Source organism: Novosphingobium sp. (assembly GCF_036733805.1).
In the GTDB taxonomy this organism is placed as follows: Bacteria; Pseudomonadota; Alphaproteobacteria; order Sphingomonadales; family Sphingomonadaceae; genus Novosphingobium.
The window spans coordinates 1-12,899 of sequence record NZ_DAIMZT010000001.1 but is presented as its reverse complement, the minus strand read 5'-3'; the positions used below and the strand labels follow the sequence as shown (position 1 = coordinate 12,899).

Here is a 12,899-nt window from a genome sequence, read left to right as displayed (position 1 = left end):
GTCAGCCTTTCCGGATCGATGGATCCGGCAGGAGGATCGCCTTCAGCACATCGCCCTTTTCGGAAGCCTGTGCGGCCGCCTCGATCTCGTCCAGCGGATAGAAGCGCACCAGCCGATCGAACGGAAACCGCCCCTGGCGCCATAGTTCGATCAGGCGCGGAATGAAAATGTCGGGAATGCTGTCGCCCTCGATAATGCCGCGCACGGTGCGGCCAAAAAGGATCCCGTTCATGTCCAGCGACATCTCGGTGCCGAGCGGGGCAACCCCAATCACGCCGCACACGCCGGTCAGCCGCAGGCAGTCGACCGCCTGGCGGACGACTTTCGGCAGGCCGGTGCATTCGAGCGAATACTGGACGCCTTCCCCACCGGCAATCGCCTGGACCGCCGCCACCGGATCTTCCGATCCGGCATTGACAACATGAGTCGCTCCCAGTTCCCGGGCTAGGGCAAGACGCTCCGGATTGAGGTCCACCACCACGATCTGAGCGCAGCCGATCACTTTTGCAGCCATGACTGCGGAAAGACCGACCGAGCCCGCACCGAAAATGGCGATGGAAGTGCCCCCTTCGGGCTTGAGCGCATTCATTACCGCTCCGGCGCCGGTCTGGACGCCGCAACCGAGCGGTCCCATCAGCTCCAGCGGTACGTCATCGGGGATATTCACCACGTTCCGCTCGCCCGCAAGGGCATACTCGGCAAAGGAGCTTTGGCCAAAGAACCAGGCGCTTACGCGCTTGCCATCCGCATCGCAGCAGGGGCTCGTTCCATCGGGACGGGCGCCTGAGAAATTGCGGCCGTAAAGGTCGATGCAATAGCCGTACAGGCCGCGTTGACAATTCGCGCATTGGCCGCAGCTGGCATAGCTCATAACGACATGGTCGCCGGGCTTGACCTTGGTCACGCCCGCACCCACACGCTCCACCACACCGGAGCCTTCATGGCCGAGAAGGGCCGGAAGCGGCGTCGGGAAATACTGATCGCGAACGACCAGGTCAGTGTGGCACATCCCCACGCCCGCGATACGCACCAGAACCTCGCCCGGCATGGGATCTTCGAGCTTCAGCCGCTCGATCGCGAAAGGGCCGTGCTGGGCACGCACAACGGCGCCGCGCATTTCAACCATGGCTGGACTGCTCCTCTTGTGAGATTGCCGCGATGATGCGGCTTGCAACCGACGCTTCGTCAAGCGCGTCGGTAAAGTGATCCCGATAACCGCCATCAGGCCCCATCAGATAAGCGATGGCAGTATGCGGAACCGCATAGCCATCGGGATCTTCGGGATCGGCCTTGCGTTCGGCGAAAACGCGGAACGCGGCCTTGGCGGCCGTAATTTCCTCTTCCGAGCCGCTCAGACCGGTGAAGTGGGGAAAACTCTCCAGATGCCTTTTCATGACGTCCGGCGTATCGCGCGCCGGATCCACGGTGACATAAAGGGCGGTAATGGCCTCGGCCCTCGGCCCCAGATGATCGAGCACGGACGACAGCTTCCCAAGCGAACGCGGACAGACGATCCGGCAATGCGTAAAGCCGAAATAGACCAGCAGGTATCGCCCGGCGTAATCCGCCTGGGTCACTCGCCGCCCATTATGGTCAATGAGCGAAAAGCGAGCGGTTGGCCCTGCACTTACCACGCCAGCACCATCGTCTGCGCGACTGGCCGGTCCAGCTGGATCACCAAGCGGTCTCCTTCGCGGTGCATCGAAATCGGCGCGTCCTCGTTGTCGCGGATCAGCCTCGGAAGGTCACGGCCTTCGACATTTCCGATTTCAAGCTTGACCGGCGTCGCACCGCAGCCATCCCCGATCGTAAGCGCCAGCGCATTGCGCTCGCTGTCGAACCAGGCGCGGCGCAAATCCGGGCGCCCGGATATTGCGACGACGGCGGGTTCGGCGAAATGCCGGTCATCCCATGGGCCATCGTAAAGCTTCCTGAGTCCGTGCGGAACATTCAACCGCGCGTAACCCAGCAGAACGTTGCCCGTGTGAGGGTCCATCGCCGTAAACCGGCCTTCAGCGTCCTGCAATTCGTCGTTGCGAGGATAAAAATAGGCGCCGTCCTGCCAGACCGGGTTTAGGAAGCGGTCGGCATATGCGAGCATCCGTTCCAGCCCCTCGCTGTCGCCCACTTCCGAGGCGCAGACCGCCGCCCAACCGAAGTCGCGTGCAGAGGCTACCCGCGGCTCATCGGGCGCCATCGGGCCTTCGGGAGGGATCACCAGCGTGCCGTCCGGCCCTTCCACAGACCAGCGCGTCAGTTGGCCAGGATAATACTGCTCGACGAACTCCGGGTTCCAAGCATGCATCAGCGCGCCAAGCCAGAAGTCGACCCAAGGCGCATCGGGCGGCGTAATGACCACCCGCTCATGTTCCTGGATCATCATGTTGAAATGGCCGTCTGGCGTCGTGACACCGAAATCGGCCCAGGCCCGGAGATATCCCTGCGACACTTCTTCGGCGGTGTTCCCGCCATAGATCAGGTCGTGCAGACGAAAGCCCAGGATCGGCGGCTGGTTGCAGATCTGGAACACGCAATTGGGTTCACAGGCGATGCCAAGAAAACCACGCTCGACCATTCCCCAATAGAGATGATCGTTCAGCGAATGCTCGTCATAGGTAAAGTGCTTGCCGCCCGCACCCCAGAACAGTGGGTTGATCGAAAACTTCAGGGAGCCTTCATCGGCATATTTCGCGTCGCGAAAAAGATAATGATAAAGCAGCACCATCGACTGGACATAGGCGCTGTACATGATGTTATCGCGAGCCACCGGGTCCCATTCGGCCGGCAATTCGCCCTGCCTGGAGTTGAAAGGGCCATTGCCCGTGCTCACGTAATGCCAGTACAGCCAGCAATCGGGAGAGAGAATCTTCTGGATCAGATTGTCGAAAGGCTGGCGGAACACAGCTGGCGCGGCAGGCATCCGATGCACATGGGTAAGCGCGAGCGCATAAGCCATGTAAGCCAACTGAAAGCGCAGCGACCCAAAATCCTCCTGAAGCGTGGTCTGCCCCATCATGCCCGACCAATCGTCTGGAAGCTGAGAGGACAAGTCGAACATGCGCTTCAGGGCACCGGCCTGCAACGCATCAAGCTCCGGAATTTGCTTGACCCAATCCAGTTCGGCATTGTTCTGCGCCATAGCAGTCTCCTCTCTTTGTTCCCGTCATCCGAAGGTCGCAGCGTTGTTATGGCGTGAGATGGGACTCGCTGCCGTCGACGTAGACACAATTCTAAATTGTACAGATAATGTCAATATGGACAAACAGGATGTAACGTGAAAAGATGCTTCTTCCTTGGTGAGAGAGCGTGGAACGAGTTTCATGGGCGATGTGTATGCTGCAGACACGCGGCGGAAGGAAATTGGCCAGGCACGCAGGGAAAAAACACGCATGAAGCTGCTGGCCTCTGCAGCTCGCGTCATCGCACAGCGCGGCGAAGAAAAAGCGACGATCGACGATTTTATCCAAGCCGCAGGCGTCGCGCGCGGAACCTTCTACAACTATTATTCCACACGCAATGAATTGCTTGAGGATCTCTGGACAGGCATCGGTCGCGACCCGTTCCGCGCCATCAGCGATGCCTGCGCCACACTGGACGATCCTGCCGAGCGGCTCGTAACTCAGGCTCGCATGGTGCTAACCTGCGCTGCGGGCAATCCCACCTGGGGCTGGCTCGTCTATGCCCTTTCCGTCGATGCCGACACCATCAATTCCGACTTGCTGGCCTATCCGCGCCCCGATCTCATTTCCGGCCTGAATACAGGGCGCTTCAGTTTCGACAATATCGACAGCGCGAACGACCTCGTTGTCGGAGGGATCCGTCGCGCCCTGCGCGCCATATTGAGCGAGACACGGTCGGAACATTATGACGAGGCGCTCGGGACGATGCTGCTTCGAGCCCTGGGCCTGGAAACCGATGAGGCGGCTAGCCTCGCCGGCAAGCCGCTCCTCGAAATACGGCCCGCCTGAGCGAGAGCCGGAAATCATATCGCCGAAGCGAGAATGGGTAGCGGGTGCGCGTTCCCATTCACCGGGAAGATGTGGCCCCCGTCGGGGGTTCCTGGACAGCGAAGCGGCTGACCAGCCGTCCGCGCACCGTCGCCACATCCTGCAAACGGTGAGCCCGGTAGGACGCCACCTCCTCCGGTGTATAGGGCGTGAAGATCCCGGCGGCTGGCTTGCCCATCGTCGTGATGATCCAGTTCATCACTGCCGCGAGGTCGGCGTCGCTGAGTTTTGAATTGGCCGCCCCCGGCACCTGGATCAGAAACTGACGCCCCCCCTCAACCGTCAGGAAGCGTGAAATTTCGCCCTTCATCGCCGGCACCTTGCCGGCCATGCCGCTTCCGTCTGGGAGATGGCACCCCTGGCACTCGGTCATGTAATTCACATGCGGAGTGCGGCCGTTGCGAGCCAAGTTGACAGGCCGGTCAACCATCTGGCCCGCCACGGCAGCCGCCGCCCAAGGCAGGGTCACCAGAATGAGAAACCCGCGCTTCATCCCCTTTGGCTCAGGCTTCGCCCAGAACAACGGAGGTCGAACAATTGTAGACCACGCCCACCTTCGTGCCGAGGCACCAGTTGATATCATTCGAGCCGGAAGGCTGATGCACCGGGGTATCCCGCTCATTGCGGTTGCATAGGCAGCGCCCGCAGGCCGACTTGCCGCAGCAGTCGTTATAAGAAATGACGTAGTCCTTGTTGTCGACCGGATTGCGGCAGGTGCCGACCCAAGTTATCGGCGAAGGCTCCGTCCCCGGCGGACACGTGGAGGTCGAGCCGCCACAGCAGGAGCACAGGAAACCGTCGATCGCGCAATAGCGCCAGTAATCGCAGGAATTAGGATCCCCTTTCTCGCCCGGCTGCTGCGCGGCGGAGGCGCGCGAAACCGGCAGGAGCGGCATCGACGCTACGACACCGACAGCGCCCAGCCTGCCGAAGAAACTGCGCCGGGAAAGACCACGCGCCGCGGAACGGCTCACGCGCTCCATGATGCGATCAATTCTGTTCATTTCAATCTGCTCCGTGACCCTGTTTCAGACCGCCATTTCGGCGCGCGCCATATAGTCCTGAATAGACCCGATGCCGGTGCGCTGCGCCTCGAAAAGGCTTTCAATATGTTCGCGATTGTTGATGAGACCCTTTGCCGCAACTTTGCCCTGCGGGTCGATCAGCACCGCATAAGGCAGCTTGCCGACACCGTGCGCGCGGCCAAGGTCAGTCGAAAGAACGAAATCGTAGTCGTCCAGCTTTTCGCGTTCGATCATCCTCCTTTGGGCAGGCTCATCGCCATCGCTCGCAAGAACCAGCCGCGTGGTCCCTGCGTTCTCCCTCGCCAGCGAACGGACGACAGGCAGCATCGACTTGCAGACGGGGCAAGTAGGCGACAGGAAGAAGACAAGGGTGGAAAGACCGTCCGCACTCGCGCCGCCCACCTGGACCGCGCCGCCGTTAAGGCTCTGCAGGTCGAACTGCCGCGCCGCATCTCCCACTTGCGCCCCGCCGGAAAGTGTGAGGGCCCCGACTGGTCCCAGCCTCTCGTGTAGCAAGCCCACTTGCCGGAACAAGCCGACGATCAGCAGGGCCATCGCGGCAATCGCGATCCACTGCAGGGCGAAGGCCACTAGGAACAGGCCGCCGTTCATTGATCCAATCCTTTCATCGAACGTAGCGTGATAAGCTGGTCCGCCGCGTGATAAAGCAACGCGAAAGCCACGAACGCACCGAAGCCCGAAATCCAGTCAATCGTCCCCAGCACACGTTCATGGACCGGCAAGGCCGCGATAAGCGAGGCGATCGCAGCCAGAAGCACGTTCCGAACGACCAGCCCCCAATCCAAAGCCGCTCGTGTCACGCCGAAGCCGGCGCAACCGCAGTCGATATTCCTGTGCCCGCGCAGGAGATTGACGGCAATCGCGAGGGCGTAGCCGACCAGCAGAACCGACAGGCCCGAAAGCCCGGCCTGGCTCCCCCAGCGCAATCCGACAACCGCCATCAGGCCGAGCAACAGTTCGGCGATGACGATCAGAAACGCCGCGGACCGCACCAACGAAGACGGCAACAACCTGTAATTGTCCAACGTGGCGATAAAGGTGCCGAAATCGGCCAGCTTGCCGATCCCAGCCATCAGAAATAGGCCGCCGATGAGCAGGTCCGCCAGAAGGACCAGTAGAATGTCCGCCGTCATTGCTCACCCGCAACGGGCGCCGGCTGTATAACTGACATGGTGGGGCCAAGCCCCTCGATCTTGCGAACCAACTTGCCGGTCAAGGCGTCGTAGATGCGCACGTCGCGGTCGCCCATCAGAGTCGTGTAAAGCAGTGGCTTGTCGTCCTGGCTAACCGCCACCGCGGTTGCCGGCACTTCAAGTTTGAACCGCTCGATCCTGGTGCCCTTGGCAGCATCATAGACCCACAGTTCGGTGCCGGGATCCTTGTGCGTATCCGGCCCGCCCTCATGCATCAGCACATAAAGCCGGCCCGTGCCGCGATGGTAGGCGGCGGTCTGAAGTGCGCCCGGCCGCCATGTCGCTTCGTCCTTCCCGGTCAGTGACCAGGCACGCTTCACGATCGGCTGCGCTCCTGAATGATCGATGACGTCGACCTTGCCCGATGGCGTGAAGAACAGCCATTCTCGGCCGGTCCACACGCCCTTTTCAGTGACCGGATCGTTATCCGCGAACAATTTCTTCGTCGCGGTTCCAAGCGCCACCTTGCCCTGATCGTCCAGCGTGGCAGGCTGAAGCGAACCGTCGCTGCAGATCATGAAGAACTTGGACGAACCAGTGGGATAGATCAGGCCGCATCCCGGCGTCGCAAATTCGCCGAGGGTTTTCTCGCCCTTCATGTCGATGACCGTGACGGACTGCTCCGGCGTGAAATTGTAGATCAAAGCAAAACGGCCGCCCGGCATGACCGGCGAGACGGACAGGAACGGCATGCCGCTGTATCGCTTGGCAGGAACGATCGCTTCCTGCCCCGGCGCAAGGTCGGAAATCTTGTAGAACGTCACGACGTCCGTGCGCGTCCCTCTAGAGCCGCGCGAGAAAAACGTGGCCAATTCCCCCACCGTCTTACCGTCTGGGGAAAGGAGCAAGACGCCCTGGCCGTATCCGCCGGCCACCATGCCCAGCATCCGGCCGCTATCCGCGTCCAGAAGGTAGGCCCGACCATCAAGCATTCGGTCGAAGGAGACATCGTTAACCCAAAACCAGTGCGGCTGCATTGCGTCGGCGAGTTGCTCGACGTGCAATTCCTCGGGCTGTAACTGCGCATAGGCGGGTACGCTCGCCCCCGCCAGCAACAGCGCGATCAAAGAGGCGGTTCTAACCATGATTCACCCCGGTTATTTCTTGCTCGCAAGATAAGCGATCACGTCAGCCCGATCACTGGCATTTGACAGGCCGGGAAAAGCCATTTTCGTGCCCGGCACCTTTGCCGAAGGCTTGGTGAGGAAAGCATCCAGAGCCTGCGGCGTCCAGACAAAGGTGGCATTCTTCATCGCCGGAGAGTATATGAAGGTCGTGCTGCCGGCCTTGCGCCCCACAACGCCGGCAAGATTGGGACCGACGCCGCCCTTCTTTCCCGGTTCGTTCGAGTGGCAGATGGCGCAGCGAGCAAAGACCTGCGCTCCCTTATTAGGATTGCCTGCCGGGGCGGCTTCCAGCAAAGCCGGCGTGGCGGCGACTACGGCGAATGCCGCGCCTGCGCACAACGTCATGAAATGCTTGAGCATTCTAATTACCTTTCACTTGGCAGCGGTTTTGGGGAACTCGCCCACGACATAGGCGTCGCCGGCGCTTACCCATTGACCGTTGACCTTTGACCACAGAAACAGGATCACAAAGCTGAACGGTTTCTCGGTCGACTTCGGATCCTTAGGTTTCACGCGGAAATTTGCCCAGTCCCATCCCGCATTTCCATTCACATAGCTGTAAACGGGCTCCACCTTTACCTCGTAACGGGGAACCACCTCGTTATAGCCTTTCGTAAGAGCTTCGCGTCCTACTTCCGGCTTGCCGCTCGGCCCCACCGACACGACATTGGCGGCGTAGAAGCGCTTGACGATCGGGTCGACCTTGTTTTCGCGAAACGCTTTTTCCTTCATTTGGTAAAGCTTGCTGGTCGCCGACTTGAACTCCGCCAGCTCCCTAGGATCGGAAGCGGGAATATCACCCATCACCAGGTGGGTATCGACATCCGCCGACTTTGAATCCTTGGTCGCAGGATTGGCGCAGGCGGCCACCGCGAGGGAAGCCGCCACGCAGAATGATGAAAAAGTGATTCTCATATGCGAAAGCTCCAGTTCTATGCGATTTTCCCGAGCATCTGCTTGGCCGCGCGTTGGCCCTCTTCGGCGGCCGTCTCCCACATCTGGGCGCCAGACAACTCGGCATGACTGAAAGCGATCCGGTGGAACGGCTCGCGAAGCACGTCCTTGGGCGCGGGCTTGCCATCCTTGCCGAAGAAGAAGCCGGGCGGTCCGACGAAATAGGCGTGGCCCTGGCGGTTCGTAACAATGCCGGCGATATCGCGATCGGCATCGAAACCGTAAGGTCCGAACATCTTGGTGAACTGTTCGCGCACTTGCGCCTCGATGTCGGCGAAAGACATGCTGAACAGGCTCAGCCGCGCCTGCGTGCATTGCTGCGGCCAGGGAACGTTGGGGAGCAGGAAGGGGATATATTGAGTAAGGACGACGGGCTTGTTGGGATCGAGCGGCTGCGTCTCCTTCCCGTCTAGGATCAGGTTCTTGCGCAGGCTGGTCCACCAGCCCAGCCCTTCGAACCAGCGAACTGACGCCACCCCCAGTTTGTCCAGGAACTTCCAGTTCCGCAAAGCGACATTGATGACGAGGATCGGCGCATGCTGAAACGCTTGCATGGCTTCGCGATACTGCACCGAAATATCGTGACAGATGTGCTTATTGGCGTGTTGCTGACCCGCACAGATCACCGCCCTGCCCCTGACCGAGGACATTTTTCCGTCCTTGGCATATGTCACGCGAACCGTTTCCGCCTTGTCTGGTTTCCCCTCATGGACGACGGAGAAGACCGTGGCGGAAAGACGGAGGCGATAATTGTCTTCCGGCCGGTCCAGCGCGTCCCAGTTCACATTGCTGTACTGCAGTTCATGTAGCGATGTGCCGCCTGTCAGCGCTTCTGGCTTGGCCAGCTTCAGAAAGCGCTTGGCGGCGAAGGTGTTGCCGCCCGGAAATGTAGCGAGATAGATGCCATCCGTGGGATCGATGCCGCCGTTCAGATAGCGGGAATAGGCGTTCACCCCCGGCATCATGTAATTCCAGGCCGAATAAGCGGAAATGATATCGGAACCCTGCCCGCAACCCATCGCCGCCATGACCGGATCGAGATAAGCGCAAACATCGTCCAGCACGTCCACGGGCACTTTGGCGACGTCCTTCAGGAACGCCTTGTAAGTCATCGTGTCGAGCCATTGCGCCCAATCGTCCCGCTCGGGCGGAGTCCGGTAAAGCTCCAGTTCGATAAGGGCGCGCTTCAGTTTGTCGGAAATAGGCGCCTCGGCAAAGCCGTTGCGCCAGGGATTCTTCACCATCCCCTTGCCTTCATAATAGAAGGCCATGTCCGCCCTTTCCCAGCCGATGTGCATCGGCGTCCACATATCGGCAGGGATCTGGATGGGCTGGGAAAGGTTTTCCGCCTTCTGATACGTGAAAGAATCCGGATAGCCCAATTCCTTGAGAAACGGGCTGGGAAATCCGGACTCGACCGCGCGGGCGAAGGGCACGACAACACCGGTCGAACCCTGCGGCCCGGTTATGCGGTAGCCATCGACGTCGAAATCGTTCTGTTTCGCCTCCCCTCCAAAAATCGCGTGCTGGTCCAGCAGCAGTATCTTGGCGCCGGGCTTTTCCTTCTGGAATATATAAGCCGCGGTCAGGCCCGAAATGCCGGCCCCAACCACGATAAGGTCGTAGAGGCCGCCCACCACTGCCGCGTTGGCTATGCGTTTGTCGAGTTGGCCGTTGCGGATGTCGCCGTGTGCGGCGTTGACGACATCCGCGGTATTTCCGTTCTTGCCGGCATAATCGCCGACGCCGCTGGGACCGGTCCAATCCGGTCCCAGTCCCGTCAATGGCGCATCGACGGTCTGAGCCTCGGCGGCCGTCCCGAAGGAAGGCGCGCCGGAGGCCAGCAAGGCCGCACCCGAACCAATCAAAGTCCCTCCGACAAAATCCCGCCGCGTAATCGCAGCCGGCGATTTTTCATCCGGCGAACTTTTGGGCATCAAGCGTCCTCCCCGAAGAGCGGTTAAAAGCTGTATTTCACGCTACCGCCAAACCAACGAGGGGTAGCGTAAGTCGATTGCGACTCTCCGAAAGAAGAACCCAGATCGAGATTGTAAACTCGATACCATTTGTCGGTAATATTGTTGACGAAACCGGCGATTTCCCAATGTTTGTCGTTCGTGGTAAAAGCGATGCGCGCGTTGCCCACGACGCGGCTCGGCTCAAAATCGACCGGTGCGTTGAAGGTCGAGAAGTACTGCGAGCTGTCGTATTTCCAATCCGTCTGAAACGACAGTGATCCTGGGCCCACCGGGAACTCGTAATGCACGAGCCCACCGAGGCTGAGCCGCGGAGCCTGAGGCATGACGCGATCAGTCACGCGCCCCGCCGGCAACGTGATGCCCTTCACCCTGGTATCGAGAACCGTCAGGAAGCCTGACAGGTAAAGACCGGACACGGGACGGACCTGCAATTCAAGTTCGGCGCCCGTCACATTGGCCGGCCGGTTGGTTATGAACTGCGATAGCCCGACGAGTGAGAACGCCTGATAATTCGCGTAATCGTAATAAAACAGCGAACCGTTGAGATTGACCTTTCGGTCAAGCATCGTGAACTTGAAACCGGCCTCGTAATTGGTCAGCTCTTCCTCGCCGAAAGTCAAAGTGGACGGATCGGTCGGCCGGAATGCCTGAACGCCGAAACCCCCGCTCTTCGTGCCCCGGTTGACGCCCATGTAGACAAGCGCGTCCTCGGACGGATGGAAATTGACCTGCGCCTTGAAAGAATAATTGCCAAATTTTTCCTTGGCTAGATCAGGGTTTGTAGTAGGATTGAAATGGAAGACCGAGGACGAGGTGCCGTCCGGATAACTCTCGACTTGGAAGAAATCGTACCTCTTCCAATCCCAGCTATAGCGCGCGCCTAGAACAACGCTGATCTGATCGATCAAATAATACTCGGCCTGGCCGAACACCGCCAAGCTCTCAGTGTTCTGAGTGCCACCGTAATCTTCGGTGACGCCAAGGGATTTGGAAAGATCGAGGCGGTACATATTGTGCGTCTTGATCTTGAGGCCGTAACCGCCGACAACCCAGTTAAACTTGCCTGAATCCCCGGAAAGGCGCAGTTCCTGTGAAACCTGGTACAGCTTCTGTCCGGTCGTATAAATGGCGACCGGCAGCGGAGACATGTCGCTGTCTTCCGCGTAATGTTTGCGAAGATCCTGATAATTGGTCACCGATACGAACTGAACGCCGCCTAGGTCCTGCTCATAGCGGGCGCTTGCACTCCAATATTTTCGATCGAAGCGGGGATCGAGGTCGTACGAACCTGTGAAAGGATTGCCATCGGCGTCCTTGTAGCCGGAGGCGTCACAGCCCGGACAAGTTCCCCAGAAATTTTGATCCGGAGCCAGCTTGAAGCCCAGACCGTCCGCGTTCGCGCCTGCTGAAACGTGACTGTAGGAACCCGAGCTTCGCTCATGATCGTTGCGGAGCCCCTCCAGCTTGACGAGCAATTTGCCGGTGCTGCCCACATCGGCCTCTACCTGCAAGCGGCCTCCATAAAAGCGGGTGCCGCCCCGGCTGGGCCCGATATCGTTCTTGATATACCCGCCATGAAAGTTCGACGTACCGGAAAGACGGGCCCTGATATGATCGCTCAACGGGCCGCTGATCGCCGCCTCGGTCGCCACCTGCCCATAGCTGCCGACCGTGACGGTGGCGAAGCCCTGCAGCGTCTTGGTCGGCTTTGCGGTTACGATCTGCACCAGGCCGCCGGTCGCGTTTCGTCCAAAAAGAGTGCCTTGAGGGCCGCGCAGCACCTCGATCCGGTCGAGGTCGAAGGTTTGGCCGCTGATCGCACCCAAGGCGCCTATGTAAACTTCGTCGTTGTAGAAAGCGATCGGCGCTTCCTGCGAATCCGCGAAGTCGTTCTGGGAGACGCCGCGAATGTTGAATACGGTAATCGTGGGGCTGTATTGGTTGACCTGCAAGCTTGGCACCTGACCCGCCAGTGCAGTCACATCCTGACGGCCCATCGACTGCAACGCCGGCCCGCCGAGCGCCGTCACGGACAGCGCCACGTCTTGGATATTCTGCTCACGCTTCTGTGCGGTGACGACGATTTCACCGCCATCTTGGGGTGCAGACTGAGCGTGTGCCACACCCATCCAGCCGATCGAAGCCCCACACATAATCGCGATTGAACTGACACGCCCCATTATCGATGCGTACTTCATTGCTTTCTCCCTGAATGCCCGGTCTAACCGAATCTTTTCGGGTTTTTCTCTCCGAACTGACTCGGGTGGTGCACGCAATGTGACCTAAACGTCATTCGGATGCAATAATTGAAAGATCGGTCGGATAATTTTTTTAAATTGCGAAATTTCCAATAACTTTCATTATCTTATCACATAATATCTAACCGATTTCCATCCCGCTTCGACCGGAATTGACCCCTCATGACCGCCACCTATAATGGCGCTCCCAAATATTCCTCTGGCAATCCGTTTTACGAGCCGCCTTCTCCTCCGGCAGAATTATAGGCGGTTACGTTCATGAAGGCGTGTCTCCTTGCATAAAAAACGTATGGCCCGCCCCGTTTGCAAGGGGAATTTTGAAGTGCTCTGATCAG

Annotated in this window: 13 protein-coding genes; 1 reads left to right on the top strand and 12 read right to left on the bottom strand. The window is 59.4% G+C overall.

The genetic code is table 11. From position 1 onward, the window contains the following. Position 1: 1 nt before the first annotated feature. Genes V7D69_RS00065 through V7D69_RS00055 form a run of 3 tightly spaced genes read right to left on the bottom strand, consistent with a single transcriptional unit; the run spans position 2 to position 3,139 of the window. Positions 2-1,126, bottom strand: a complete 1,125-nt coding sequence (locus V7D69_RS00065; protein WP_324062524.1) for an NAD(P)-dependent alcohol dehydrogenase — start codon at positions 1,124-1,126, stop codon at positions 2-4. Then, positions 1,119-1,634 (bottom strand): SCO family protein, encoded by a 516-nt coding sequence (locus V7D69_RS00060; protein ID WP_324062522.1) that lies wholly within the window; start codon positions 1,632-1,634, stop codon positions 1,119-1,121. The genes V7D69_RS00065 and V7D69_RS00060 overlap by 8 nt, the downstream gene beginning before the upstream one ends. Further along, on the bottom strand, positions 1,628-3,139 hold the full coding sequence (locus V7D69_RS00055; RefSeq protein ID WP_333604758.1) for a linalool dehydratase/isomerase domain-containing protein: 1,512 nt from the start codon (positions 3,137-3,139) through the stop codon (positions 1,628-1,630). Before V7D69_RS00055 ends, V7D69_RS00060 begins: the two co-directional genes overlap by 7 nt. Positions 3,140-3,389: 250 nt before the next feature. On the opposite strand from V7D69_RS00055, the gene V7D69_RS00050 reads away from it, so the two are divergent. Further along, positions 3,390-3,968 carry a TetR/AcrR family transcriptional regulator gene (locus V7D69_RS00050; protein ID WP_324062518.1) on the top strand — a complete coding sequence of 193 codons (579 nt, stop codon included), beginning with the start codon at positions 3,390-3,392 and terminating at the stop codon, positions 3,966-3,968. A gap of 58 nt (positions 3,969-4,026) precedes the next feature. Here the strand turns inward: V7D69_RS00050 and V7D69_RS00045 are convergent, their stop codons facing one another. From V7D69_RS00045 to V7D69_RS00005, 9 genes are all read right to left on the bottom strand, one after another. Then, a complete protein-coding gene (locus V7D69_RS00045) occupies positions 4,027-4,500 on the bottom strand; it encodes a c-type cytochrome (RefSeq protein WP_333604757.1) in 474 nt (157 codons plus the stop codon). 10 nt (positions 4,501-4,510) lie between these two features. Continuing rightward, positions 4,511-5,011, bottom strand: coding sequence for a methylamine dehydrogenase light chain (locus V7D69_RS00040; protein ID WP_324062514.1), 501 nt, complete (start codon positions 5,009-5,011; stop codon positions 4,511-4,513). A gap of 24 nt (positions 5,012-5,035) precedes the next feature. Then, positions 5,036-5,644 (bottom strand): methylamine dehydrogenase accessory protein MauD, encoded by a 609-nt coding sequence (mauD, locus tag V7D69_RS00035; RefSeq protein WP_324062512.1) that lies wholly within the window; start codon positions 5,642-5,644, stop codon positions 5,036-5,038. Beyond that, on the bottom strand, positions 5,641-6,186 hold the full coding sequence (locus tag V7D69_RS00030; protein WP_324062510.1) for a MauE/DoxX family redox-associated membrane protein: 546 nt from the start codon (positions 6,184-6,186) through the stop codon (positions 5,641-5,643). Before V7D69_RS00030 ends, mauD begins: the two co-directional genes overlap by 4 nt. Continuing rightward, a complete protein-coding gene (locus V7D69_RS00025) occupies positions 6,183-7,331 on the bottom strand; it encodes an amine dehydrogenase large subunit (RefSeq protein ID WP_324062508.1) in 1,149 nt (382 codons plus the stop codon). Before V7D69_RS00025 ends, V7D69_RS00030 begins: the two co-directional genes overlap by 4 nt. A 12-nt stretch (positions 7,332-7,343) precedes the next feature. Further along, positions 7,344-7,733 carry a c-type cytochrome gene (locus V7D69_RS00020; RefSeq protein ID WP_333604756.1) on the bottom strand — a complete coding sequence of 130 codons (390 nt, stop codon included), beginning with the start codon at positions 7,731-7,733 and terminating at the stop codon, positions 7,344-7,346. A gap of 12 nt (positions 7,734-7,745) precedes the next feature. Next, positions 7,746-8,243 carry a YybH family protein gene (locus V7D69_RS00015; protein ID WP_333604755.1) on the bottom strand — a complete coding sequence of 166 codons (498 nt, stop codon included), beginning with the start codon at positions 8,241-8,243 and terminating at the stop codon, positions 7,746-7,748. A gap of 62 nt (positions 8,244-8,305) precedes the next feature. Beyond that, complete coding sequence (locus V7D69_RS00010; RefSeq protein ID WP_333604754.1) at positions 8,306-10,264, bottom strand: NAD(P)-binding protein; 1,959 nt, start codon at positions 10,262-10,264, stop codon at positions 8,306-8,308. Positions 10,265-10,287: 23 nt separating this feature from the next. Next, positions 10,288-12,504 (bottom strand): TonB-dependent receptor, encoded by a 2,217-nt coding sequence (locus tag V7D69_RS00005; RefSeq protein WP_324062503.1) that lies wholly within the window; start codon positions 12,502-12,504, stop codon positions 10,288-10,290. Positions 12,505-12,899: the final 395 nt, after the last annotated feature.